Source organism: Pseudoalteromonas arctica, from assembly GCF_012927645.1.
Lineage (GTDB): Bacteria > Pseudomonadota > Gammaproteobacteria > Enterobacterales > Alteromonadaceae > Pseudoalteromonas > Pseudoalteromonas arctica_A.
The window spans coordinates 105,639-128,770 of record NZ_JABBMT010000008.1 but is presented as its reverse complement, the minus strand read 5'-3'; the positions used below and the strand labels follow the sequence as shown (position 1 = coordinate 128,770).

Genomic DNA, 23,132 nt, shown 5'->3' with positions numbered 1-23,132 from the left:
GTGACCCAGTGATTATTAAAATTATTATCGTACTGTTGCTACTATTTATACTTTTTAACTTATTCCGTGCCTTATTTATTATGGTATCGGGTAAAACGGATGGACGGCCAATGTCGCACTATTTAGGCCGTCGTGTGCTGTTTTCGGTTATCGTTTTAGTGATTGTTATTGCAGCCCTTAAACTAGGTTTCATCCATAGTAACTCATCACCAATTGATAAAGTTACAGCACATATACAAACACAAATAAACACAACCACACCACATCAACAAAATGCCAATACCAAGCTGCGGCTTGAAACGCAAAATGTTTATCTGGGCTAAAATGGCCCTTTAAAATGCGGATCAGCATGACTAATAATAAGATGGTTCCTAAAGTCACATGCATGCCATGAAAGCCAGTTAGTAAAAAGAAAGTATTACCATATACGCCAGCATCTAAGGTCAGTCCTAAATCCTGATAAGCATGCATATACTCTACGACTTGCAGCCCTAAAAAACAGACCCCTAATACGATTGTCAGTGCCATAAATACTTTTAATGGTCCACGCTTATTGTTCTCCATGCCTACATGAGCAAAGTGTAAGGTAACCGATGAGGTCAGTAATATTAATGTGTTGATCAGCGGCAACCCCTGCCAACCCATAGCCTGTGTCGTACCACCATCGGGTGTAGTAACTAATGGCCAGATTGCTTCAAAAGTAGGCCACAGCACCTCATTGGTCATGGCATTATTTCCGGCGCCGCCAAGCCAAGGCACAGAGAGCATCCGGGCATAAAAAAGGGCTCCAAAAAAAGCCATAAAAAACATTACTTCAGAGAAAATAAACCAGCTCATACCTTGACGAAACGAGCGATCCATTTGCGCTGAATATAAGCCTTGATCAGACTCTTCAATGACATTTTTAAACCAGCGAAATAACATAAACAGCAACACAGCAATTCCTGCGTAAAGCACATAATGCCCACCACCGCCGCTGCTTGCTTGCATTACGGTAAGACCTGCACCAACAGCAATAAAAAACATCGCAAATGCGCCAACTATTGGCCACGGACTTTGCGCGGGAACATAATATTTTTCGTAATTTTTATCCATTTTGTTTGCTCCTAATTAGCTATTAGCTTGGCAACCTAATTACTAGCCACTATCTGCCTGCTAATATCAAATACGGTATAAGACAAAGTTAACTCTTCAACATCTTCAGGTAATTGCGTATCAACATAAAAAAGCAGTTTAAATTCCACTTCTTCGCCTGCTTTCAAAGGTTGTTGATCGAAACAAAAGCAAGCTATTTTATGTAAATATTTAGCTGCTTTGCCTGGGGACACCGACGGTACCGCTTGCATAACTTTATCTTCATTACTGGTATTTTTTGCTCTAAACAGCACCTCACGCATAGCTCCAGGCTTTACTACCACACTATACTCATGTGATTGCACCTCAAATGGCGCTCCACTTTGCGCATGGGTTGTGAAGCTTACGTCGATTTCTCGCGCCTCATTTACACTCGTGCTTTGCTTTGCTTGTTCTAGCGAAGGCTTACCATTGAGGCCTGTTACATCACAAAAAACGTCGTATAACGGCACCAAAGCAAACGCAAAAGCAAACATGCCAACACATATTACAACTAAACGCTTAAGCAGTGGTGCATGACTCATTACTTAATCTCCGGTGGCGTTTCAAATGTATGATAAGGCGCAGGTGATGCCACCTCCCATTCCAAACCCTCGGCACCATCCCACACTTTAGCGGGCACTTTATCGCCGCCTCGTGCACACTTAAATACTACAACCACAAATAACAATTGTGATAAACCAAAGGCAAAGCCACCAATACTAATAATCGCGTTAAAGTCTGCAAATTGTAGTGCGTAGTCAGGGATCCGGCGTGGCATGCCGGCCAAACCAACAAAGTGCATAGGGAAAAACAATACATTCACGCTCACTAACGACAACCAAAAATGCCATTTAGCCAAGGTGATATTAAACATATTTCCCGTCCATTTTGGCAGCCAATAATACGCTCCGGCCATAATTGAAAATATCGCCCCAGTCACTAACACATAATGAAAATGCGCCACCACAAAGTAAGTATCATGGTATTGAAAATCAGCAGGAGTAATCGCCAACATCAATCCTGAAAAACCACCCAAAGTGAATAACACAATAAAGGCGATACTAAATAACATAGGCACTTCAAAGCTGATCGAACCACGCCACATGGTAGCTACCCAGTTAAATACTTTAACCCCAGTTGGCACCGATATCAGCATTGTGGCATACATAAAAAATAGTTCGCCAGCAACAGGCATACCAGTAGTAAACATGTGATGCGCCCAAACTATAAAGCTCAGTAAAGCAATTGACGATGTGGCATATACCATTGAGGCATAACCAAATAATTTTTTACGTGAGAAGGTAGGCACTATGGTCGAGATAATACCAAAAGCTGGCAGTATCATAATGTACACTTCAGGGTGGCCAAAAAACCAAAATATGTGCTGAAACATCACTGGGTCGCCGCCGCCAGCGGCATCAAAAAAGCTGGTAGCAAAATACTTATCGGTCAGTACCATAGTCACGGCACCGGCCAATACCGGCATCACAGCAATTAATAAAAAAGCGGTGATAAGCCATGTCCACACAAACAGCGGCAGTTTCATCCAAGTCATACCTGGCGCACGAAGATTAACGATAGTTACGATGACATTAATTGCGCCCATAATTGAGCTGATACCCATGATGTGTACAGCAAAGACAAACAATGCGGTATTATCGTTACTGTAAGTTGTCGACAGTGGTGCATAAAAAGTCCAGCCAAATGCCGGTCCACCACCAGGCATAAACAGGGATGCCAGTAAAATAATAAAAGCAAAAGGTAAAATCCAAAAGCTCCAATTATTCATCCGTGGTAATGCCATATCTGGTGCGCCAATCATGAGTGGCACCATCCAGTTAGCCAACCCCGTAAAGGCCGGCATAACGGCACCAAATACCATGATCAAGCCATGCACTGTGGTCATTTGATTAAAAAAGTGAGGCTCGACTAACTGTAAGCCAGGTTGAAATAACTCTGCGCGGATCACCATCGCCATGGCGCCACCAATTAAAAACATCGTCAACGAAAATATTAAATATAAGCTACCGATATCTTTATGGTTAGTAGTATAAAGCCAACGTTTAAAACCTTTCGCAGGGTGATGATGCCCATCATGGTGTGCAGCTTGATCATGTTGTTGCTCTGTTACGCTACTCATTATTTAGCCTCCGAAGTTGCATCAATCGCGGCTTGTATCTGACTCGGTTGAATTACATCCCCAGTGTCATTGCCCCATGCATTACGCTTATAGGTGATCACAGCTGCTAGCTGCTTGATTGATAACTGCTTGTCAAATGCTTGCATAGCGGTACCTGGGCGACCATGAAGCACGACATCAATATGATCTTTAATATCTCCTAATACTACTGGACTGCCTTTGAGCGCAGGGAAAACCCCCGGTAAACCCATACCTGTTGGTTGGTGACACGCAGCGCAACTAGCCATATAAACTTGCTCACCGAGTGTCATTAATTCTTCTTTTGGTAATATTTGATCTAACAGTGCAGCATCAGCAATTGCAGCATTTGCTTTTGCCTGCTTAGCTTCGCTCAGCCAGTTCGCAAATGCTTGCTCTGATTTAGCTTCAACCACCACGGGCATAAAGCCATGATCCTTTCCGCATAGTTCTGCACATTGCCCTCGATAAATACCCTCTTCATTAATTTTGGTCCAAGTTTCATTAATAAATCCAGGGTTAGCATCTTTTTTCACTGCAAAATCAGGCACCCACCAAGAATGAATAACATCGTCTGAGGTCATTAAAAAACGTACTTTTTGATTAATAGGCAGCACTAAAGGTTTATCTACCTCTAATAAGTAGGTGCTTGATTTATCTACTTGATTGGTTATTTGTTCTTGTGGAGTCGATAAAATAGAGTAAAAAGCAACATCTTCACCCATATACTCATAGTGCCATTTCCATTGCGATCCAGTAATTTTAATCGTCAGATCAGCTTTACTGGCATCTTCCATCGAAATTAAGGTTTTAGTGGCGGGAACAGCCATGGCAATTAAAATCACAAACGGAATTGCTGTCCAGAGGATTTCAACTTTAGTACTTTCATGAAATTGGGCTGGTTTGGCCCCTTTAGATTTACGGTGGTGGATCAGCGCCCAAAACATCGCGGCGAACACAATGACCCCAATCACACAACATATAATAAATATTGTCATGTGCAGCTGATAAACATCATTACTTATATCTGTTACGCCCTTACGCATATTAAACTGGTTATTTGCCAGTACTTGCTGCGGTAGAACAAACAATATAAGCCACAAGGTAGAGCTCAATTTACCCATATGACGGCTCCTTTAAATGCTATTGCAAAACGCAAAGCGAAAAGGCGGCACAGCTTTATTCGCGCCAATTCGTTATTTTTTATTGTTACTGACTATTAACACAGCCCTAATTATGCTGTTGAGCAAAATCCTTAGATTTTTAGAGCAGCTGTTAACACAGTGTATTAACCAATTAGTTAAAAAACGAACAATTAGCAAGTTTTAAGAGCAATTAAATTCTTTTTGGTGCATAAATAACAGCTAAAAATCAGTGCGTTATTTTGTAATTAGGAATAATATTAGAGGGCTAAAAGTAACTGGTAAGTAGAGTTGATAGGGCTTAGGACGCTATAGCTAAGTATAAAATCTAGCCATTAAAGCGATAAAAAATTAAATGCACCAAACTTTACCAGTTTAGTGCAAAATATAGATCAAAAATTTTACATCCAATCAGCATTGCGGATCACCCCAACAGCTAATCCTTCAATATTGAAAGATTCATGTTCAAGATCCACTTCAATCGGTGAAAACTCATCATTTTCAGCGTGTAAAAAAACTTTTTTCCCTGCTTTTTCAAGCCGTTTTACTGTTACATCGTCATCAACACGGGCAACCACTACTTGGCCATTTTCAGCAACTTGAGTACTGTGTACTGCCAATAAGTCACCATCCATAATACCAATGTCTTTCATGCTCATACCTTGCACACGCAGTAAAAAGTCAGCAGCCGGCTTAAACAATAGTGGATCTATTTTGCAGTGACTTTCAACATGCTGCTCAGCCAAAATAGGCTCTCCAGCGGCAACTCTGCCAATCAAAGGTAACCCAAGTTGTTCCGGCTCATCCTCTTCAACCAACTGAATCCCACGGCTAGCACCGGGCTTCATTTTAATTACGCCCTTTTTAGCCAATGCTTTTAAATGCTCTTCCGCTGCATTAGCACTTTTAAAACCTAACGTTTGCGCAATCTCAGCACGGGTTGGTGGCATACCGGTATCTTTAATAAACACTTTAATAAGTTCGAGAATTTGAGCTTGGCGATTCGTTAATGGGCGCATACAACTGGTTTTCCATACAGTACATTTAACTGTGAGTATATACAGTTATCTGAAAATCGCAAATATAAATTGGCTTAAAATCGCGCCGTTAATAACAAGCTCATACTATTTAAACCACTTCCAGAATCAAGCACAACTCCAAGGGAAAACTTTAATGCTACATGTTGATTAAATAAATGATGTTGGGTACTAGTAACAGCCAAAGACTGAGCAACAAGGCTCATTAATAATATTGCGGCACATCCAAATACCTTTTCTATCATCCTATGAACTATTAACAGTTAAATAACAAAGGTAAATTTTATCTATTTTTATAATCTTAAACTGCAGGAAAATATTTAAAAGTGTAGACTGACTTAGTAACTAACTTACCGAGGTAGACTGATGAGTATTTGGTATCAACCGATCACCCTAGCACAATGTAAGCAACTTGATAACGGCATTAATGGTCAAGGCACATTGATGAAAACCATGGGCATTGAAATAAGTGAAATAGGCGATGATTATTTAGTAGCAACGATGCCCGCGATCCCAGCTCATCATAACCCAATGGGTATGGTTCATGGTGGGGCAAACGTCGTCCTAGCAGAAACAGTCGCAAGTTACGCAGCAAACTTTGCTGTTGATTTTACAAAGTTTTATTGTGTTGGCCAAGAGATCAATGCCAATCACTTAAAAGCGTCACGTAATGGTATATTAACCGCGATAGCGAAACCGCTGCATTTAGGTAAACGAACGTCAGTATGGGAAGTGAAAATCACGAATAGTCGTGGAGAACTATGCTGCGTATCAAGAATGACCGCAGCCGTTGTTGAACGCTAGCTTTCGATTGGATAAATAGTAATTTCAACGCCAGCACCAATTGCAGATATTCTTAACAAGGTATCTGCTTGCAGTGCCTGATTAAAACACTTAGGCGAGGTGCCTGATTCAAAACCAATATCAAAAGTTCGTTTAGAACAAGATAACCACTGCTTTAATGCATTACGTGAACAAGATTCTATTAATTCACATAAATGGTTAATCGCTTTATCAGGTGAGCTGACATCTTCTTTAGACTCAATACGTGCTAGTTGACGGTACTCATCTTTATCATAATGCAAAACCACAGCACTTTTTTGTAAGTCTGCAACTAACAAACTAATATCTTGCTTTGATTCAAGCTCTAGATCTACATTTAAAAATTGAATTTCCGACATTGTTTCATTTTTACCCTGCGTTAATAACAACGCAAACTTTAACCTAATTTTGCGTATATACCAAATCTAGAATAGAGTAACTGCGACAATTTGCCACATTGGCAAATACCCAATCGCTCCTAAAATAGCGCCTCTAAAATAACAACAAGCAAGTAATAATTATGAATAAACGCATTTTTAAACATGCACGTAAACTTCACAAATGGTTAGGCTACTTATTGGCGATCCAAATTTTTGCATGGTTATTAGGCGGCTTAGTGATGAGTGCTATCCCTCTTGAAAAAGTACACGGCAAACATTTGGCTACACGGCAGTTAAATAACCCATTTAAACAGCAAGACTACTCAGCTTCACTCGATAGCATTGTTGTGCAAATAAATGAACCACAGCAAATAAGCTATCGTCACTTTTTAACAACCCCGACGATTGTTGTGACTACAGCTCAAGGAGAGTCGATCTTTAATGGCCGCTCTGGCCAGCTATTGGCAGCACCAACACAGCAAAGCATCATTGCCAATGCCAAAGCTCACCTGTTAATTAATGCTGCTGTAAAACACGCTAACCACCTTGAAACTGGCCCCAGAGAAGTAGGCTACCAAAAAAACCTATGGCAAGTACAATTCGATGATCTGTGGAGCACAACCTTATATTTGTCGGCAGTTAATGGTCAAATTATTACCGTTCGCAGCACAATTTGGCGAATTTTTGACTTTTTTTGGATGCTGCATATTATGGACTACGATGAACGCGAAGACTTCAATAACCCGTTATTGATTAGCTTTTCGGCAACCAGTGTGTTGTTTTGCCTCACGGGTATCACTTTGTTACTGCAAAATGTTCTCCTACGTCGTCGTAAACGCTACAGATAGTTGAGTGGCGAGCTCGTAGATTATTTATTGCATTTAAGACAACTTAGCCCATTTAACCGATTTACCCTATAGGTTAATCACTCTAAAATAGCATTTCCTGTAGTTCACTAAAGTGATTGGATATGCCGCATTTAATTATTGCGCTGGTATTGTGTTGTGTGAGTTTTAACCTTTATGCTGAACAATTCACCAGTTTTTACAGCGCAAAAAAACACCTCATCAAAACCCTTCCTGATAACGCCACCAGCCTTTATTGCGGCTGTAATATTAAACACCAAGGTAAAAAACTGGTGCCCGACCCAAATTCATGTGGTTATGTGCCACGCAATGCGGTAACTCGATCAGGAAAACCCAATGTTCGCGCAACTCGGATTGAGTGGGAACATATAGTGCCCGCATGGGAGTTTGGTCACCAGCTACAATGCTGGCAAAATGGCGGTCGAAAAAATTGCATTAAAACCAGTGCCCAGTTTCGAAAAATGGAAGCCGATATAAATAACCTTGCTCCGGCGATTGGTGAAATCAATGCCGATAGATCTAATTATCGATTTGGTATGATTGCAGGTAACGCCAATCAATACGGCAATTGCCAAGTCAAAGTAAATTTTAAACGGCGAGTGATTGAGCCACCCGCATATTCACGAAAACGCATCGCCGATGCATACTTTTATATGCAAAAAACCTACGGATTAAAAATTTCTACTAAACAGCAACAGCTCTTTAAAACATGGCAGAACCAGGCTATAGCTCAGAGACCTAACAACAACCGCCTTTAATGCTACATTTGTTTACGTTTCTAGAAATGTTTATATTGCCTAATACCATTCAAGTTGATATTTTCATTAATAAGTATTTACAGGAACGTAGTTAAAAATGTTTAATCGGAATAGGATTTACCTTGCAATATTTATCGGCTTATCAGGACTAGCTTTAACCGCTTGCGGTGGGGGTGGCAGCTTGACTAAAGACTCTGCTGAAACTCCATCCGAAACAGTTGTGACTCCACCGCCAATTATAACGCCGCCTGCAACTAATGATTGGCAAGCTGGTGTGTTTAACCCTGCAAGTAATTATATCAATCAATGTGCAATACCTCGCACAGGTAACGACCCATATAATGAAAATAAGCCGTATCCAGATAAAGCTGGCAGTGAATTTACCGAAAAAATGTGGCTACGCTCTTGGAGTAACGAAACTTATCTCTGGTATGACGAAATAACAGATAAAAACCCTAGTAGTTTTGCTACTGTTGCCGCGTATTTTAAGCAGCTTAAAACAGAACAAACAACAGACTCAGGTGCTAAAAAAGATAACTATCACTACAGCGAGCCAACTGTAGATTTTTACAAAGAAGCGCAATCAGGTGTGGTGTCTGGTTACGGTATCAACTGGACGTTTATAGCTAATACTCCCCCCAGAATTTTAAGAGTCGCATACCTTGAAGATAATTCACCAGCAGCGAATTCGGGTATTCAACGCGGAGATACAATCCTTGCTGTTGATGATGTAAGCATAGATATAAACACTCAGTCAGGAGTAGAAACACTTAACAATGTTATATTTAGCCCTACCGCAGGAGAATCGCACAATTTCAAAATACGCAGTAACGACGGTATCGAAAAATCAAGAACCATTACTGCTGGTAATATAACAAAGACTCCCGTGCAAAATGTAAATACCTTTTCTACAAAGAACAATACGCGCGTTGGTTACATGCAGTTCAATAGCCATATTAGTGTTGCGCAACAAGGTTTAATTGATGCGATTAACAAATTTAAAGCTGACCAAGTAGACGAACTTGTTATCGACTTTAGGTATAATGGTGGTGGTTTGCTAGCACTTTCATCGCAGCTTGCCTATATGGTGGCGGGTCCAGCTAATACCGACGATTTTTACTATTATAAAACCATTCAAAACGACAAACAGCCTATAGAGCAACCGTTACCTTTTATTAACCAAGAAATTGACTACTCAACCTTTGAAGGAAAGCAAACTCTTTTACCTGACCTAAACCTATCCAAGGTCTATGTGCTCAGCACTTCAGGTACTTGTTCTGCATCCGAAGCGTTCATTAATGGTTTAAAGGGCATAGATATAGAGGTTGTATTAATTGGTGATAAAACCTGCGGCAAACCTTATGGCTTTACGCCAACACATAATTGCGCCACTACGTATTATACGATTCAATTTAGCGGCGCGAACTACAAAGGCTTTGGCGAATACGCGGATGGCTTAACTCCTACCCCATCACCACAGTTTTTAGCGGATGTAAAAGGCTGCCCTGTTGCCGATGATTTCGACCATCAACTTGGCGATAGTAACGAAGCTTTACTCTCCACTGCACTTTATCATATTAAAAATGATAGCTGCCCACTAAATGCCCAAAGTGCTAAGAAGAAGTTTAGCTATGCATCAAGAGCCGCTGATGGATTAGAACTAACACCACCAAAATCGCTTTATAACACCAATATGGATTTAACATGGCTAAATAAAGGCAAGTCAAATGATTAAATCTACTTTCAGCGCAGCTTTCGTTGCTTTACTTACTGGCTGTAACAGCACACAAGCTGAGCAACCACAAGATGCGACGTTAACGCATATAAACCCAGGTGTTACTACGCAACTTCAACAAGCTATTCAATCAGCTAAAGGCGGTGCTTTAGTTACCCTTGCAGATGATGTATTTACAAACAGCGCAGAATTATTAATTGACCATGGCACCAGTAAAGGCCCTGATGGTATGCCAATTATGGGAGCACATAATATCCCTTCTGAAAAATTTATTCTGCAAAAGTCAAAAGGTAAATGTTTACTGTTTTACCCTAAAAAACAGCTACGTATTACCCTTGTCAATGTAGAGTGCGAAGTACTTTAAAACACAAAGGCGCATTTCGCGCCTTTTATTTAAAACCTAAACTTGGCTTTGCCATTAAATATCTTGGTGTGGGCCAAATATTTCATAATGAATACGTGCGGTATCCACACCAAGGATAAGTAGTTGCTGTTTAATGGCAGCCATAAAGCCAGTTGGGCCACAAATATAAAAATCACCTTGTGCTAACGGTAATTGGTCTGCAACAACGCAAATATCCATCAAGCCTTTAAAATCAGCTCCCTCTGCACCATGATTCAACCAAGTATAATGATTTAACCTTGAATGTGCGGCGGCTTGTTCAGTCAAAAACTGGCTAAATGAGTGCTGCTGCTCATTCTCACAAGCATGTAAATAAGTCACTGCTTGATTTGATTGATCGCTCAATAAAGTTTGCAGCATTGCCAGCATAGGCGTTTGCCCAACGCCAGCAGAAATTAACACTACAGGCTTATTATTTACACGTAAAAAGAAATCCCCTGCTGGCGGGTAAAGCTCTACAACGCTCCCTTCGTCTAGCAAATGTAAATAATTTGATACGATACCTGCAGCTGGCTGCAATTCTTTTTTCACACTAATACGGTAATTTTCACCATTACTTTGCTGGGAAATAGAATACTGGCGTATTTCGCTATATTGCGCCTCTTCAGGCTTAACTTTAATGCCCAAATATTGCCCCGGCTTGTGGGTGATTACTGCTTTACCATCTACAGGAGTAAGTGCAAAACTCGTTACCAATGCTGATTCTGGTTGCTTTTTAGTGATCACAAATTGACGTGTTCCTGACCAGCCACCGTGGTTATTTTTACTGTGCTCATAAAGAGCAGCCTCTTCAGTAATGCAAATATCAGCAAGTAATGCATACGCTTCACGCCATGCATATTCAACTTCTGGCGTAAATTGCTCGGGGATCAATTCCTTTAAAGTACCAATTAAATGTCCACCAACAATCGGATAATGCTCAGGCAAAATATGCATACTGGCATGCTTATGATTAATACGCGCAAGCGCTTCTTTTAATACAGCTAAATTATCAATATTTTGCGCATAGGCAGCTAAGGCATTAAATAACGCAAATTGCTGACGACCGCTGCGCTGATTTGCCATATTAAAAATATCTTGTAGCTCAGGGTTATGGCTAAACATACGATTATAAAAATGCTCAGTAACAACAGTCCCGGCCTCAGCCAATAGAGGCACGGTGCTTTTAACTATTTCAATGGTTTTATCAGATAACATAAGACTCCCTAACATAAATTACCCACGACGCCCATCAACACGACGCCGCGTTAAAATAGGAATGCAATGGATCAAGAACAATAAAAATGCAATTAGCCACAATACTGCGCTTAGCTGCCACGCAATATGTGGTCCAATTACAAAAGGTAATAATGAACGAACAATCGCTGCAACAAGTACTAAAGCAAATGCCACAGCCATAAAAGAAGGTATCGTTAAAGGACGCCCAGTATGACCATGTGATACCCGTGTCATCATCGCTAAGATCATCATCCCAATGGCACCGATGGTGATCATATGCAACGCATCTTTAAATAAAATAACTGAACTGTAAAAACTCAACGCCACCAGCGCTAAGCCAACCCCCAAAGCAAGGTATGAAAAGTGCAGAGACCATAGCAACGGCACTTTTAACACTTGCTTATTCCACCACAAAAATGAACGAGTTAAATGCAATACTGCAACGACAGCCAATGCCCAACCAGGTTTGACATTTGGCATAAATAGTTGGCTAATAAAATAAACGATAATTGCAAATAATGAGCTATATAGCAGCCCCTTATCTAAACCAGGCGTACTAACTTGCTCAGCTAAGCCAAGACCACGAGCAGTAAAAAACGGTAACACACGCCCAGCCACCACACCGATAAGTAACGTCATTACCAGTACAGCAGTATCTACAACCGCAAACGCCAACAACATATTTTGCTCAATAACCAACCACAAATAGATGATATTGAGGGTACATAACGCGCCTAAAATCGGCAAAAATTGATAGTTATTCTTGCTATTTGCTTTAAGTAACATATTTGCCAACGCCATAATTGCTCCCAACCACCACAGCAATTGGCAAAAGATCACCGCATATAAATTAAAATGTGCAACGCCTGTATTAGCTATAAAAAATGCACCTCGCGCTGCTAACCACAATATCGTTAGTAATAGCAATTTATTACCGCTAATACTCGCAACCCCAGTCCAAGTTTGTGCAGCGGTTAATAAAAATCCCACAGCCACAGCACCAGCAAAGCCAAACATCATTTCATGAGCATGCCAAAGCGTCGCTGGCATAGTTAGACTCCAACTGGCATGACCCGTTAAAATTAGCAACCAATAGCCAACCGAGAATACAGCCAATAATCCAGCCGCTAAAAAATAAGGACGAAATGCCAGCATCCATAATGGCCATTGCTTTACGTGATATAAGCGTACTTTTTCTGGTAGTGGCTCGGTTAAATTGATTGGTCGCATTAACGTACTTCCTTTCCTAATCCGTTGAGTGCTATGCAGCGCAGTACATAACTTATTTTTAAAATTGTGGCGGCAATAATCGTTGATATATGCGCGACAATTTGTAATTGCATACTCAGTAGCTCAGCAAGCGGGTAGCTCAATAAAACCGTGGCTATCATCACTAGAGTACTAACAGCGAGCGCTATATTTGCTCCACTTAATAGTTTAGAGTAGAAATCTGCCGCAACAGATACCTCGCAATAATTATTAGATACTGGCATTAACATAACAAACTCACTTATGCATTCATGTATAACAATGTTATTGCACAGACCAAGCCAACATTAAAACCTAATAAATTTCATAAGGTTAAAATTTAAAGATTGACATAAAGGTCATTATGACTCACTCTTTAAGGAATCAAATAGATACGATTGAGTCATTTTAACATGATTAATAATCAACGCTTATTAAATACTGCCCTCGCGCTTGCTAAAATGAATACTCAAGTTGAGCCTTTTCAGCAGCTTATTGATTGCATTCAACAGCTGATCCCAAGTGATGCAATTGCCTTACTGACCCTACAAGGGGATGTATTAAAGCCACACGCAATTGATGGCCTAACACCTGATACCTTAGGGCGTCGCTTTGTTATTAACGAGCATCCGCGCCTACAGGCCATTTGTAATTCTACACACCCTTTACAATTTGCCCATGATTGTCCAATGCCAGATCCTTATGATGGTTTACTCAAAGCCAAAGCGGGTGATATCCCCGTACACGCTTGTTTAGGTATGCCATTATTCGATGACTGTGAAAATTTACTCGGGGTACTGACCCTTGATAGCCTTAACGCGAGTGCGTTTGATAATTTAAGCCTTGAGCACTTAGCGCTGTTAGGTGCGCTTTGCGCTGCACATTTGCACACCGCACTGCAATTACAGCAATACCAAAGCCATGCACAACATAGTAGTGCGTTAGTACAAGAACTAAACCGTGAAGCACTGACCCGCGATGGGGTGGAAATCATTGGTCAAAGCCCTGCAATGCAAAGCCTTAAAAATGATATAAAACTGGTTGCAGCTTCTGAATTTAGCGTGCTGATCCAAGGTGATACCGGAGTCGGTAAAGAGCTAGTAGCGCGTAATATTCATCTTCATTCAAAACGTAGTGAAAAGCCACTAATTCACCTCAATTGTGCATCATTACCAGAGAATCTCGCCGAAAGTGAATTTTTTGGTCATGCTAAAGGCGCGTTTACTGGCGCTGAAAGTGCCCGCCAAGGAAAGTTTCAACTTGCTGATGGTGGCACATTATTTTTAGATGAAATTGGCGAACTCCCCCTTGCGATGCAAAGCAAGTTATTACGCGTATTACAAAGTGGTGAAATTCAAACCGTCGGGGAGGATGAAGTAAAGTACGTTGATGTGCGGGTTATTGCAGCCACTAACCGTAACTTAAAAAATGAAGTGGCCGAAGGACGTTTTCGGGCTGATTTATATCACCGCCTCAGCGTATACCCTCTCATTGTTGCACCGCTGAGCGAGCGTGAAAATGATGTCATTTTATTAGCTGGCTATTTTGTAGAGCAAACTGCTCGCAAACTAGCAATAAAACAACTCAAGCTCAGTGTCGAAACACAACTATTGCTCACCCAGTACAATTGGCCAGGCAACGTCCGCGAACTTGAGCACGTTATCAGCCGTGCAGCTCTTAAAGCAAAACAACAACAATGGCAGCAAGCGATTATCACGATCACCCCTGCGCATTGTGATTTAAATCTAACCGCTTTATCTCATCATGATTCAGCAAAACACCACACAACCTCTGCTCCAGCGCTGACTTACCCTATCGATAGTCATAACTTATCGCTAAAGCAAGCCACCGATACCTTTACTCATCATTTAATTAGCCAGCAACTAGAGCAGCATGATTTTAATTGGGCCGCCACTGCCCGTACCTTGCATGTAGATAGAGCTAATTTAGTCAGGCTCGCCAAGCGCTTGGGGATCGCGGTCAAAAAATCATTTTAATGCCTGGTTTAGCTGCAATTGCACTAAACTGGCGTATACTTGTGCATAGCTAATTATAGATAACGACTAACTGGAGATATTTGGTGATTGTAATAAACACCCTTGCTGGGCATGTTAACTCTTAATTATTAAGACATGCGTAATTTAAAGGGTCGTTAAATCCCTTTCATCCGGCATTAAACATGGCGTGGCTAAACATTGTTTAGCCACGCTTTTCGCTTCAGGCGGAAAATACACGATAACCTCACAATGCAAACCATATTGCGCAACATAACGGACAAATAGCGGTGTTTTTACTACATTATTTTGCTTTATTTTATTAAGTTCGGCATCTGCAAACATTGCATCCCCGAGATTCTTACTATACCAACTCATTACTTACGCTCTTGAAAATACGCTTTTAATAATTGACTAAATGCTTGCACTTTAGCAGTGCGATGCACTAAATGATGCGTCACTAACCATAAGTCTATTGCCCAACTCAGCTCATTATTCAGTACGGGAATAAGATCAGGATACTGCACTGCAACATCATGCTGTAAACCACCAATACCTAAACCCTTCACAATCGCACGGGTTGCCTCTGAGGTTTCAGACACGCGTAATTTCACTTGTGAAGTTGGTATATTTTCATCAACCCATGCAAAATAAGGCACTTTGCCATTATAACCCGCCACCCCCGAAACAAAATTATGCAACGGCAATTGCTTAATACTTTTTGGCTCGCCATGTTTATCAATATAGCGCTTTGACGCATAAAACCCTGACGACAAATGCGCTAAATGTTGAGCAATATAATCACCTTCATCAGGACGAGGGCCTGCGCGTACTGCAATATGTGCTTGGCCGTGTTCAAGGCGAAGACGTTTTTGATCAAGTATGACTTCTAATTGCACTTGCGGATGCAGGCTTTGAAACTGCTCGCATACATCACTTAACACATCGATAAAGCCACTGACTGTAGTAAGCAATAAACTGCCGCGCAAGGTGCTGTCTGCTGCAATAATATCGTTGTGTAAACGCTCAAGTTCACCATTAATAGACTGCGCTGCTGTAAAGAGTTTAGCGCCAATCTCAGTTACTTTATAACCCCGGGCATGACGATGAAATAAACGCGCATTTAAACTTTGCTCTAGGTTATTAATGCGCCTAAGTACCGTACTGTGATGGACGTTGAGCTTTTCAGCAGCTGCAGTCAATGTCCCTAACCGCGCAACCTCATAGGCTACTTTTACATCTTGCCAGTCATCAAATTGGATTGCCATATTCACCCTTTCATTTCACTTGTGCATATATGCACATAAGTTTTGCGTTTATTTGGCTTTTCTGCAAGTAAATATTTGCTAAAGTAGTTAACAGACAAATCCAACTACATTATTGAAGGCGACCACCATGATAGCACCAAAAATTATTGCCTTAGCAGGCAGCTTACGTAAAGACAGCTTTAACCAAAAATTGATCAATGAAGCAGCCCGCTTTGCATTAGAAAGCGGTGCAGAAGTTGAAGTAATTAAACTGGCAGATCTAAACTTACCCATGTTTGACGAAGACGTTGAAGCGCAAGGCACACCCGTAGGCGCTCAGTTATTAAAAGACAAACTACGCGCTGCAGATGGCATCTTACTTGCCAGCCCTGAATATAACGGCTCAATTACTGCGGTATTAAAAAATGCCATTGATTGGGCATCGCGCACAGAACAAGGTAGCGTTCCGGCATTTCGTAACAAAGTCACCGCGCTATATGCCTCATCACCTGGAGGCTTGGGCGGTTTACGCGGTTTAAATCACGTTCGCGATATTTTATCAGGCATTGGTAGCCTAGTATTGGCAGATCAACTTGCCGTACCAGCAATTCACACTATGCTTGATGAGAATGGCCGCATTAGTGATCCAGTGACAGCAGAACGAATTGCGGGCCTTGCTCAGCAGCTTGTCAGCGTAGCCAGCAAATTAAATAAATAAATCGATTAAGAAAACTTTGTCGCTGCTAACTTGGCAGCGATAAAATCCTCATGTGCAACATACAACAAGTTAGCAACACGTCGAATGACATACTCTTCTTGAGGATCTAACTCACCATCAGCATACGCTAAGCGCCATAGTAGCTCTATAATTTCAATGCGTTGCTCTGCGCTGCATTGATCATTAATTTGTTTAGAAAACTGAAAGTAATCAATCGCGTCATCCAAACTTTTTCCTGCGCTTTGCATTAGCTCACTAACGTCTTCATCGCTCAAATTAAAATACTTTTTTAAAGTCAGAGATAACGTTTTCAATTCATCGTCTTGCTGTTCGCGATCGGCACGCATCACTTCAATCAATAATGCCGCTACCGCCGTTTTCAAATCATGCTCTTGCAGCTGAGCTGGTTGCTCATCAAAAGCTGAAAATAGTTGTTTTATTTGTTTGAACATCACATTATCCCTTTTTGGGTGTTAGACTTACAGCATAACTCATTGCATCACTGTAATTAAATAGTGTGCTCAATACAATAATGGAGTTAAAGGCTTATGAAAGGAAAAACGGCAAATAGGCTAGTAATTATCAATACACTGGCACTATTAATAGGCAGTAATGTAGTATTAGCAGAAAAAGGTGAAACCGAAAAACTCTATGACTTTGACGAAAAAGTACATTATTACCAAACAAAATTAGACGCAAATAACTACCATTTAAAAATTCAATCTGACGACTATAAGCACTTTAAAAATCAAAGTGTGTTTTTACTTCGTCACGCAAACCGCTTATGCCGTGGTAACACTTTTATGTTAAAAGTGACTAATGGCATACAAGAGTATGATCGTTTCCCAACCAAACCCCGCAAATATCAGCCACCTTTAACAGTATTACTACAATGTGAGACTGAGCCGACAAAAGACTAGCCTTTGCTTTTTTAGTCTTTATAGCCCCAAGGTGCAGCCGGTGGTGTAATTGGTTTTGTTAAATCAAAATCAACACGAAACTCGCGGCCTTGGCGAATTAAACGATAAGTAAACTTTTCAGGGTAAATATACATCTGCCATGTATTACCGATAGATTGTGGAATACCTTGGCTAACAAACAATTCTTTTGAATACTGATCCGCAGGGAATGATTGCACATTAGCAAACCCAGCATCAATCGTATGGCCGCCATACATAGTTGATACATCATCAGTACCATCTTGATGGCGGTGATCATGCTTTAAACTCAAACCACTGCCTGTTTTGGTGATGATCCAGGTACGTGACGCGTCATCCCCCACATGAAATGGTACTTGCAGCTCACTATCAGTGCATTTGCGAACATGCATGACTAATTTTTTATCCGCAAACGAGCTCGACCCTGCGGCATTATCAACCGTTACTTTACCCTCAAAAGCTTTGCCACAATGAGCGGCAATATTATCAAAAAAATCATCATGAGTTGGGATAGATACCAAAGGCGCAGGGCGTGTAAAAGCCGCCGTAGATGCCAACAATAAAGTCGCCGCAGTTAATAATTTCATCACATGCTCCTAAAAATATAAAGTTGCAGCTTAGCGTGTTAATAAAAACAAAGGAAGTAATCGCGTTGAGTAGTTATATCCCAAACCTGACGAATCCCCACGAAAAGAATTAAAAAGTCAGGTAAAATAAGTAGCCAGAAAGAAGCTGTTTAGCCTACGATAAATTAGATACGATTCAACCATATCTAATGTAATTACAAAGTACCTAATCGCTTCACAACCCTTACAGTTTACAGGGCGACCATAGTTTATTTATTATAGGGTGATAAAAACGCATTCTACAGTTAATATAAAGCCAACAGATTAGGCTTTGTATTTAAAATATTATTTCCATGGTTTTTGAAGGGTTGTAAACAAAGGCATAGTATTTGCCATATCTAAAAGGGAACTAATGAACTCTGATGTTATAAATATTTTAACAATGGCAAAAGTAATTCAAACAGCCGTTGCACCAGTGTTTTTAATTACTGGTATTGCTGCTACGCTGGGGGTTTTATCAAATCGCTTAGCCCGAATTACCGACCGTGCTCGCCAACTTGAACGTAAATTAAAAGTAAGTACCGATGAGGAGTTTAATTCATCGCTAACAACCGAGCTACGAGCACTGCTAAAACGCTCTCGCTGCATCCATATTGCCTTTAGTTTAAGTGTATTAAGCGCTGTGCTTGTATGTGCAGTGGTAATGCTGCTATTTTTATCGCATATTCAATCTATTAATTTAGGTGTTTCTATCGGCAGCTGCTTCGTTGGCGCTATGGCACTACTTATTTGTGCCTTTATGTCGCTACTTGGTGAAGTATTCTTAGCAACTAGAAGCATGCGCAGAGGAATGATCTTTGCTGATATTGATATAAATGACTAAACCGTAAACTGAATTATTAAAATTCAATGGTAGTTCAGTTTAACCGCAATAAACTTGAATAATCGAACGTGCTGATATAAAACAGCTACTATTTAAGCAATGAATGACTAATAAGGGGCAAAAGGAATGAAATTAAAGCAATTACTTTTAGGTGCAACACTGAGCGCACTGACATTTGGTGCAACTGCCAATACAGCATTTGAAAAGCCAAGTGACGCCATTGAGTACCGCCAAGCTGCGTTTTCAATGATCCGCGTACAAATTGGCGATATGGGTGATATGCTAAAAGGCAAAGTACCTTTTGATGCTGAGCGTTTTAAGCACCGCGCAAATAATGCCGCTGCATTAGCAAAAATGCCATGGGAAGCATTCGTTGCAGGCAGTGACAAAGGCGAAACATCTGCATTACCTGCTATTTGGAGCGACAATGAAACCTTTATGAAAAAAGCGGTCGCTTTCCAGCAATACGCTGACGAGCTTGCTGTTGCTGCACAAACCGGCGATAAAAAAGTAATCGCCAAAGCATTTGGCCCATGGGCTAAAGGTTGTAAAGATTGCCATTCATCATTTAAAGATTAATCTCTAGCAGATTTTTACACTAAAACGGCGCTTAACTAGCGCCGTTTTTGATTTACTTTTTATATTAACTAAACAGATAACTTAGCGGCTCTGCGCCCCATGTCATCATTAAACCAGCCAATAATAGCACAAAAATAATAACCGCCAGCCAAGGTGATTTAGTTACCTTAACGTCACTGCCACAGTCCTCTTTATCGGCGTAACCGGTCACCATAGCTTTGACGAGCTTTTTACCTTTTAGACGGTAAATAACAATCGCCACGACGTGTAAAATAATCGCATAAAACAGCAAATCAAAGTTATTATGGTGAACCCATCCTGCCCATTCAACTACTTGGTTTGATGCGTATTCCACCAACGGACCATCCGTTAAAATATCATCAGTGGTCATCAATCCACTAACTAGTTGCGTTAGCAGTAAAGCAAAAAATACTAACACCATATAACTGCCCGCAGCACTGTGCCCTGGTTTATTATCTGTTTGCGTAAATGACTTTAGTGCAGCAATAGGTGAATGAAGGAGAGCGCTCAATTTAGCAGTTTGGCTACCCACTACTCCCCAAGCAAGCCGAGTTAACAACAGTGCTAATGTGAAATACCCAGCGACAAAGTGCAATTCCATCATGCCTTCTTCAGCACTAAAATAGAGCGTTGCAATAGCAATCACTAATAACCAATGGAAACTGCGGATAAACCCGTCCCATACTTTAATTTTCTGCAAAACTTGCTGATCCATCGAAATTATTCCTCTTAAATACGTCTCTTACGTAATAATGCCACAGACAACTTTATCCGCCTATTGAACTCGTCGAGCAGCGGTTTATTATGCCGCCAACAACGAGCAATTTTTTACAAGCTTTGTATATCGGTTTAGATATACTCACTCTTAATTAACTTAAAATAACAAAAGTGCGCCTGCAAACATCAACTAACGTTATTATTGCAATCTATAACCAGTTCAACATAAACAAGCAGCAAAACTAAATCAACTTAAAGTAATAAAGGGGAAAACAGTGAGAAAGGCGTTATTAAAAGGGTTCTTAGATATGCTACCGCTGTGTTTAGCGGTGATCCCATGGGGGATATTATGTGGCTCTTTGGCAATCCAAAATGGCTTTACTGCTGTTGAAACCCAAGCGATGTCATTGCTGGTATTCGCAGGCTCGGCGCAGCTCGTTGCCATTGAACTAATAGCAGGCAACACACCATTACTGACCATTTTATTTACCACTTTTATTATTAGCTCACGGCACTTTTTATATGGCTTAGCTGTGCGTCATAAAGTAATTGATCAGCCTATGCGCTGGCGCTTACCGGTCAGCTTTGTACTGACCGACGAGTTATTTGCGTTTTCACATCACCGCAAAGCGTATCGCACTAAAATACGCTTAATTTATGCATTAAGTGCCGGATTTAGCTTTTACACTGCATGGAACCTATGGACTTTTATTGGCATAGTGGCAGGCAGTTTACTGCCCGATTTAACTCACCTAGGTTTAGACTTTGCGATTGCCGCAACTTTTATTGCTTTAGTGATCCCTGGCATTAAAAACCTTGCCACATTAGCAACGGTCATCACCGCGGGAGTGATGGCAACGCTACTTAAAAGCCAAGGCTTTGAATTATGGCTGGTAGCCGCAGCATTAACTGCGATGACCGTGGGCTATATTATTAGCCGCATAAAAAATAAGACGGAGCACAACCTATGATGACCACTATTTTACTTATGGCCTGTATCACCTTTTTTACCCGCTATTTATTTTTGCACCGCGCTCTACCGTTTAAAGTTGGTCCAAAAATGCAGCAGTTTTTAAGCTTTAGTGCTCCCGCAGTTTTAACCGCGATTTGGGTGCCGATTGTATTTGTGACAGACGAGGGGGTAAATTTAGATTGGCAAAGCCCATACCTCAGCGCTGCAGTGGCTGCAATTATTGTGGCCTACAAGACACACAACATTTACTACACAACCTTAGTTGGTATGGGTTTATTTTTAATACTGAACTAGCTAAACGCTAGCTAATAAAATAGCGTGACTTGTATCTAGCGTAACCTGGCCGCGCTCGCCAATAGCGGTCATACCATGGCGTTCAAGCTGCTGAACAATTTTATCAGCAACTTCTTCGCCTAACTGATAATCACTTAAACGAGTTGGCATATTCACACTGTGGAAAAACCCTTCAGTGGCAGTAATTGCTTGCTCAATTGCTGCATCTTTATCACTGATATCTAATCCTAAAACGCGTTCTGCGTACTGTAAGATTTTACCGCGCTTAGTTTCTTTTTGCGCAGCCATCATACGTGGTAAAACAATCGCTAACGTTTGCGCGTGGTCAAGACCATACATCGCGGTCATTTCATGGCCTATCATATGAGTGGCCCAATCTTGCGGTACTCCTGCACCAATTAAACCATTGAGTGCCATTGTTGCTGACCACATGATGTTTGCACGTACTTGATAGTTATCAGGCTCACTGAACGCTTTAGGGCCTTCTTCAATCAAGGTCATCAAAATACCTTCCGCGAAGCGATCTTGCAGTTTAGCGCCTACATCGTAAGTTAAATACTGCTCCATAGTATGCACAAATGCATCAACAATGCCGTTCGCTACTTGGCGGTTCGGTAATGAAAAAGTCACTGCAGGATCAAGTACCGCAAACCTTGGCAATACCAGTGGGCTGGCAAAGGCAAGTTTTTCATGAGTATCAAGGTTTGAAACAACACTATTGCCGTTTGACTCAGAACCCGTTGCTGGTAAAGTTAATACTACACCAAGTGCAATCGCAGATTTAATCTCACCACCTTTTGATAAAATATCCCATGGTTCACCATCATAATTTGCCGCAGCAGCGATAAACTTACTGCCATCAGCAACTGAACCACCACCCACAGCAAGAATGTAATCAATGTGTTGTTCTTTCACTAAAGCAACGGCTTTCATACATGTTTGATAACTTGGGTTAGGCTCAATGCCAGCAAACTCAAACCACGTATGCTCACTTAACGCATCGACGACCTGGTCATAAACGCCATTACTTTTAATACTGCCGCCGCCATAAGTAACCAGTACTTTTGCGTCTGCTGGGATCTCATTTTTAATTAAAGCGATTTGTTGTTCGCCGAAATGAATTTTGGTTGGGTTTGCAAAACTAAAATTTAACATGCTTGCTCCATTGCTTAACAGTTTGCTCTCATGAGCCAAATTAGGTGACTTAATAATTGTAGGGGTTTAATGATTTATTAAAAGAGTAAGATCGGAGAATCACTTTTGCACAGCTGCAACAATAGATGCTATAAACTAGTATTACTTAACTTTTTGAGAACTAA

At 40.9% G+C, this 23,132-nt stretch carries 28 protein-coding genes; 13 read left to right on the top strand and 15 right to left on the bottom strand.

What is annotated here, in order from left to right; genetic code table 11:
* Positions 1-8 precede the first annotated feature (8 nt).
* The gene (locus HHO47_RS19640) at positions 9-323 is read left to right on the top strand and encodes a DUF2909 domain-containing protein (protein ID WP_149980424.1); all 315 of its coding nucleotides are present in this window, start codon (positions 9-11) and stop codon (positions 321-323) included.
* On the opposite strand, the gene HHO47_RS07560 is transcribed toward HHO47_RS19640, so the two are convergent.
* The 5 genes from HHO47_RS07560 to lexA all read right to left on the bottom strand — a co-directional run bounded on the left by HHO47_RS07560 (position 223) and on the right by lexA (position 5,435).
* Positions 223-1,095, bottom strand: a complete 873-nt coding sequence (locus tag HHO47_RS07560) for a cytochrome c oxidase subunit 3 (RefSeq protein ID WP_169019744.1) — start codon at positions 1,093-1,095, stop codon at positions 223-225. The genes HHO47_RS19640 and HHO47_RS07560 overlap by 101 nt on opposite strands.
* Before the next feature lie 35 nt (positions 1,096-1,130).
* A complete protein-coding gene (locus HHO47_RS07555) occupies positions 1,131-1,658 on the bottom strand; it encodes a cytochrome c oxidase assembly protein (protein ID WP_169019743.1) in 528 nt (175 codons plus the stop codon).
* A complete protein-coding gene (gene ctaD, locus HHO47_RS07550; RefSeq protein ID WP_169019742.1) occupies positions 1,658-3,256 on the bottom strand; it encodes a cytochrome c oxidase subunit I in 1,599 nt (532 codons plus the stop codon). Before ctaD ends, HHO47_RS07555 begins: the two co-directional genes overlap by 1 nt.
* Positions 3,256-4,398, bottom strand: a complete 1,143-nt coding sequence (coxB, locus tag HHO47_RS07545; RefSeq protein WP_169019741.1) for a cytochrome c oxidase subunit II — start codon at positions 4,396-4,398, stop codon at positions 3,256-3,258. Before coxB ends, ctaD begins: the two co-directional genes overlap by 1 nt.
* A gap of 419 nt (positions 4,399-4,817) precedes the next feature.
* Positions 4,818-5,435, bottom strand: a complete 618-nt coding sequence (gene lexA, locus HHO47_RS07540) for a transcriptional repressor LexA (RefSeq protein ID WP_145237778.1) — start codon at positions 5,433-5,435, stop codon at positions 4,818-4,820.
* A 384-nt stretch (positions 5,436-5,819) separates the two neighbouring features.
* On the opposite strand from lexA, the gene HHO47_RS07535 reads away from it, so the two are divergent.
* On the top strand, positions 5,820-6,257 hold the full coding sequence (locus HHO47_RS07535; protein WP_169019740.1) for a PaaI family thioesterase: 438 nt from the start codon (positions 5,820-5,822) through the stop codon (positions 6,255-6,257).
* Here HHO47_RS07535 and HHO47_RS07530 read toward each other — a convergent pair.
* Positions 6,254-6,634 (bottom strand): hypothetical protein, encoded by a 381-nt coding sequence (locus tag HHO47_RS07530; protein WP_169019739.1) that lies wholly within the window; start codon positions 6,632-6,634, stop codon positions 6,254-6,256. The genes HHO47_RS07535 and HHO47_RS07530 overlap by 4 nt on opposite strands.
* Before the next feature lie 161 nt (positions 6,635-6,795).
* On the opposite strand from HHO47_RS07530, the gene HHO47_RS07525 reads away from it, so the two are divergent.
* The 4 genes from HHO47_RS07525 (at position 6,796) to HHO47_RS07510 (ending at position 10,378) form a co-directional block, all read left to right on the top strand.
* On the top strand, positions 6,796-7,503 hold the full coding sequence (locus HHO47_RS07525) for a hypothetical protein (protein WP_169019738.1): 708 nt from the start codon (positions 6,796-6,798) through the stop codon (positions 7,501-7,503).
* Positions 7,504-7,625: 122 nt separating this feature from the next.
* Entirely contained in the window at positions 7,626-8,279 is a 654-nt protein-coding gene (locus tag HHO47_RS07520) for an endonuclease (RefSeq protein WP_169019737.1), read from the top strand.
* 181 nt (positions 8,280-8,460) lie between these two features.
* Entirely contained in the window at positions 8,461-10,014 is a 1,554-nt protein-coding gene (locus tag HHO47_RS07515) for a S41 family peptidase (RefSeq protein WP_248290946.1), read from the top strand.
* Entirely contained in the window at positions 10,007-10,378 is a 372-nt protein-coding gene (locus HHO47_RS07510; RefSeq protein ID WP_169019735.1) for a hypothetical protein, read from the top strand. The genes HHO47_RS07515 and HHO47_RS07510 overlap by 8 nt, the downstream gene beginning before the upstream one ends.
* Before the next feature lie 54 nt (positions 10,379-10,432).
* Here HHO47_RS07510 and hmpA read toward each other — a convergent pair whose 3' ends face one another.
* From hmpA to HHO47_RS07495, 3 genes are read right to left on the bottom strand one after another with little or no spacing between them, the layout of a single operon-like run.
* Positions 10,433-11,614, bottom strand: a complete 1,182-nt coding sequence (gene hmpA, locus HHO47_RS07505; protein ID WP_169019734.1) for an NO-inducible flavohemoprotein — start codon at positions 11,612-11,614, stop codon at positions 10,433-10,435.
* An 18-nt stretch (positions 11,615-11,632) separates the two neighbouring features.
* A complete protein-coding gene (locus HHO47_RS07500; protein ID WP_169019733.1) occupies positions 11,633-12,865 on the bottom strand; it encodes an NnrS family protein in 1,233 nt (410 codons plus the stop codon).
* Positions 12,865-13,134 (bottom strand): hypothetical protein, encoded by a 270-nt coding sequence (locus HHO47_RS07495; protein WP_211183644.1) that lies wholly within the window; start codon positions 13,132-13,134, stop codon positions 12,865-12,867. Before HHO47_RS07495 ends, HHO47_RS07500 begins: the two co-directional genes overlap by 1 nt.
* A gap of 162 nt (positions 13,135-13,296) precedes the next feature.
* Between HHO47_RS07495 and norR the strand changes: the two genes are divergently transcribed.
* A complete protein-coding gene (norR, locus tag HHO47_RS07490; protein ID WP_169019732.1) occupies positions 13,297-14,880 on the top strand; it encodes a nitric oxide reductase transcriptional regulator NorR in 1,584 nt (527 codons plus the stop codon).
* Positions 14,881-15,024: 144 nt separating this feature from the next.
* Here norR and HHO47_RS07485 read toward each other — a convergent pair whose 3' ends face one another.
* Positions 15,025-15,255, bottom strand: coding sequence for a hypothetical protein (locus HHO47_RS07485; RefSeq protein ID WP_169019731.1), 231 nt, complete (start codon positions 15,253-15,255; stop codon positions 15,025-15,027).
* The gene (locus HHO47_RS07480; protein WP_169019730.1) at positions 15,255-16,145 is read right to left on the bottom strand and encodes a LysR family transcriptional regulator; all 891 of its coding nucleotides are present in this window, start codon (positions 16,143-16,145) and stop codon (positions 15,255-15,257) included. The genes HHO47_RS07485 and HHO47_RS07480 overlap by 1 nt, the downstream gene beginning before the upstream one ends.
* 127 nt (positions 16,146-16,272) lie before the next feature.
* Here HHO47_RS07480 and HHO47_RS07475 point away from each other — a divergent pair, with 127 nt between their 5' ends.
* On the top strand, positions 16,273-16,842 hold the full coding sequence (locus HHO47_RS07475) for an NADPH-dependent FMN reductase (protein WP_169019729.1): 570 nt from the start codon (positions 16,273-16,275) through the stop codon (positions 16,840-16,842).
* Between the two features lie 5 nt (positions 16,843-16,847).
* Here HHO47_RS07475 and HHO47_RS07470 read toward each other — a convergent pair whose 3' ends face one another.
* Positions 16,848-17,294, bottom strand: coding sequence for a TerB family tellurite resistance protein (locus tag HHO47_RS07470; protein ID WP_169019728.1), 447 nt, complete (start codon positions 17,292-17,294; stop codon positions 16,848-16,850).
* Between the two features lie 96 nt (positions 17,295-17,390).
* On the opposite strand from HHO47_RS07470, the gene HHO47_RS07465 reads away from it, so the two are divergent.
* Positions 17,391-17,762 (top strand): hypothetical protein, encoded by a 372-nt coding sequence (locus tag HHO47_RS07465; RefSeq protein WP_169019727.1) that lies wholly within the window; start codon positions 17,391-17,393, stop codon positions 17,760-17,762.
* An 11-nt stretch (positions 17,763-17,773) separates the two neighbouring features.
* Here the strand turns inward: HHO47_RS07465 and HHO47_RS07460 are convergent, their stop codons facing one another.
* Positions 17,774-18,367, bottom strand: a complete 594-nt coding sequence (locus HHO47_RS07460) for a hypothetical protein (RefSeq protein WP_169019726.1) — start codon at positions 18,365-18,367, stop codon at positions 17,774-17,776.
* A 391-nt stretch (positions 18,368-18,758) separates the two neighbouring features.
* Here HHO47_RS07460 and HHO47_RS07455 point away from each other — a divergent pair, with 391 nt between their 5' ends.
* Together HHO47_RS07455 and HHO47_RS07450 are read left to right on the top strand one after the other, a co-directional pair.
* Positions 18,759-19,229, top strand: a complete 471-nt coding sequence (locus HHO47_RS07455) for a DUF2721 domain-containing protein (RefSeq protein WP_169019725.1) — start codon at positions 18,759-18,761, stop codon at positions 19,227-19,229.
* Positions 19,230-19,355: 126 nt separating this feature from the next.
* A complete protein-coding gene (locus HHO47_RS07450) occupies positions 19,356-19,808 on the top strand; it encodes a c-type cytochrome (RefSeq protein ID WP_169019724.1) in 453 nt (150 codons plus the stop codon).
* Between the two features lie 64 nt (positions 19,809-19,872).
* Here the strand turns inward: HHO47_RS07450 and HHO47_RS07445 are convergent, their stop codons facing one another.
* Positions 19,873-20,529, bottom strand: a complete 657-nt coding sequence (locus tag HHO47_RS07445) for a cytochrome b/b6 domain-containing protein (RefSeq protein WP_169019766.1) — start codon at positions 20,527-20,529, stop codon at positions 19,873-19,875.
* A gap of 325 nt (positions 20,530-20,854) precedes the next feature.
* On the opposite strand from HHO47_RS07445, the gene HHO47_RS07440 reads away from it, so the two are divergent.
* Complete coding sequence (locus HHO47_RS07440) at positions 20,855-21,517, top strand: AzlC family ABC transporter permease (RefSeq protein ID WP_169019765.1); 663 nt, start codon at positions 20,855-20,857, stop codon at positions 21,515-21,517.
* The gene (locus HHO47_RS07435) at positions 21,514-21,813 is read left to right on the top strand and encodes an AzlD domain-containing protein (RefSeq protein ID WP_169019723.1); all 300 of its coding nucleotides are present in this window, start codon (positions 21,514-21,516) and stop codon (positions 21,811-21,813) included. Before HHO47_RS07440 ends, HHO47_RS07435 begins: the two co-directional genes overlap by 4 nt.
* Here HHO47_RS07435 and HHO47_RS07430 read toward each other — a convergent pair whose 3' ends face one another.
* Complete coding sequence (locus HHO47_RS07430; RefSeq protein ID WP_169019722.1) at positions 21,814-22,968, bottom strand: iron-containing alcohol dehydrogenase; 1,155 nt, start codon at positions 22,966-22,968, stop codon at positions 21,814-21,816.
* Positions 22,969-23,132 lie beyond the last annotated feature (164 nt).

What these genes read in the sequence shown, in the direction of transcription:
- HHO47_RS07470 (WP_169019728.1), bottom strand. Translation starts at nt 17,294, where the DNA reads ATGTTCAAACAAATAAAACAACTATTTTCAGCTTTTGATGAGCAACCA.
- HHO47_RS07530 (WP_169019739.1), bottom strand. Translation starts at nt 6,634, where the DNA reads ATGTCGGAAATTCAATTTTTAAATGTAGATCTAGAGCTTGAATCAAAG.
- HHO47_RS07560 (WP_169019744.1), bottom strand. Translation starts at nt 1,095, where the DNA reads ATGGATAAAAATTACGAAAAATATTATGTTCCCGCGCAAAGTCCGTGG.
- HHO47_RS07485 (WP_169019731.1), bottom strand. Translation starts at nt 15,255, where the DNA reads ATGAGTTGGTATAGTAAGAATCTCGGGGATGCAATGTTTGCAGATGCC.
- HHO47_RS07525 (WP_169019738.1), top strand. Translation starts at nt 6,796, where the DNA reads ATGAATAAACGCATTTTTAAACATGCACGTAAACTTCACAAATGGTTA.
- HHO47_RS07465 (WP_169019727.1), top strand. Translation starts at nt 17,391, where the DNA reads ATGAAAGGAAAAACGGCAAATAGGCTAGTAATTATCAATACACTGGCA.
- HHO47_RS07480 (WP_169019730.1), bottom strand. Translation starts at nt 16,145, where the DNA reads ATGGCAATCCAATTTGATGACTGGCAAGATGTAAAAGTAGCCTATGAG.
- HHO47_RS07460 (WP_169019726.1), bottom strand. Translation starts at nt 18,367, where the DNA reads ATGAAATTATTAACTGCGGCGACTTTATTGTTGGCATCTACGGCGGCT.
- HHO47_RS07430 (WP_169019722.1), bottom strand. Translation starts at nt 22,968, where the DNA reads ATGTTAAATTTTAGTTTTGCAAACCCAACCAAAATTCATTTCGGCGAA.
- HHO47_RS07475 (WP_169019729.1), top strand. Translation starts at nt 16,273, where the DNA reads ATGATAGCACCAAAAATTATTGCCTTAGCAGGCAGCTTACGTAAAGAC.
- HHO47_RS07455 (WP_169019725.1), top strand. Translation starts at nt 18,759, where the DNA reads ATGAACTCTGATGTTATAAATATTTTAACAATGGCAAAAGTAATTCAA.
- HHO47_RS07500 (WP_169019733.1), bottom strand. Translation starts at nt 12,865, where the DNA reads ATGCGACCAATCAATTTAACCGAGCCACTACCAGAAAAAGTACGCTTA.
- HHO47_RS07555 (WP_169019743.1), bottom strand. Translation starts at nt 1,658, where the DNA reads ATGAGTCATGCACCACTGCTTAAGCGTTTAGTTGTAATATGTGTTGGC.
- HHO47_RS07495 (WP_211183644.1), bottom strand. Translation starts at nt 13,134, where the DNA reads ATGTTAATGCCAGTATCTAATAATTATTGCGAGGTATCTGTTGCGGCA.
- norR (WP_169019732.1), top strand. Translation starts at nt 13,297, where the DNA reads ATGATTAATAATCAACGCTTATTAAATACTGCCCTCGCGCTTGCTAAA.
- lexA (WP_145237778.1), bottom strand. Translation starts at nt 5,435, where the DNA reads ATGCGCCCATTAACGAATCGCCAAGCTCAAATTCTCGAACTTATTAAA.
- hmpA (WP_169019734.1), bottom strand. Translation starts at nt 11,614, where the DNA reads ATGTTATCTGATAAAACCATTGAAATAGTTAAAAGCACCGTGCCTCTA.
- ctaD (WP_169019742.1), bottom strand. Translation starts at nt 3,256, where the DNA reads ATGAGTAGCGTAACAGAGCAACAACATGATCAAGCTGCACACCATGAT.
- HHO47_RS07510 (WP_169019735.1), top strand. Translation starts at nt 10,007, where the DNA reads ATGATTAAATCTACTTTCAGCGCAGCTTTCGTTGCTTTACTTACTGGC.
- HHO47_RS07520 (WP_169019737.1), top strand. Translation starts at nt 7,626, where the DNA reads ATGCCGCATTTAATTATTGCGCTGGTATTGTGTTGTGTGAGTTTTAAC.
- HHO47_RS07435 (WP_169019723.1), top strand. Translation starts at nt 21,514, where the DNA reads ATGATGACCACTATTTTACTTATGGCCTGTATCACCTTTTTTACCCGC.
- HHO47_RS07450 (WP_169019724.1), top strand. Translation starts at nt 19,356, where the DNA reads ATGAAATTAAAGCAATTACTTTTAGGTGCAACACTGAGCGCACTGACA.
- coxB (WP_169019741.1), bottom strand. Translation starts at nt 4,398, where the DNA reads ATGGGTAAATTGAGCTCTACCTTGTGGCTTATATTGTTTGTTCTACCG.
- HHO47_RS07440 (WP_169019765.1), top strand. Translation starts at nt 20,855, where the DNA reads ATGCTACCGCTGTGTTTAGCGGTGATCCCATGGGGGATATTATGTGGC.
- HHO47_RS07535 (WP_169019740.1), top strand. Translation starts at nt 5,820, where the DNA reads ATGAGTATTTGGTATCAACCGATCACCCTAGCACAATGTAAGCAACTT.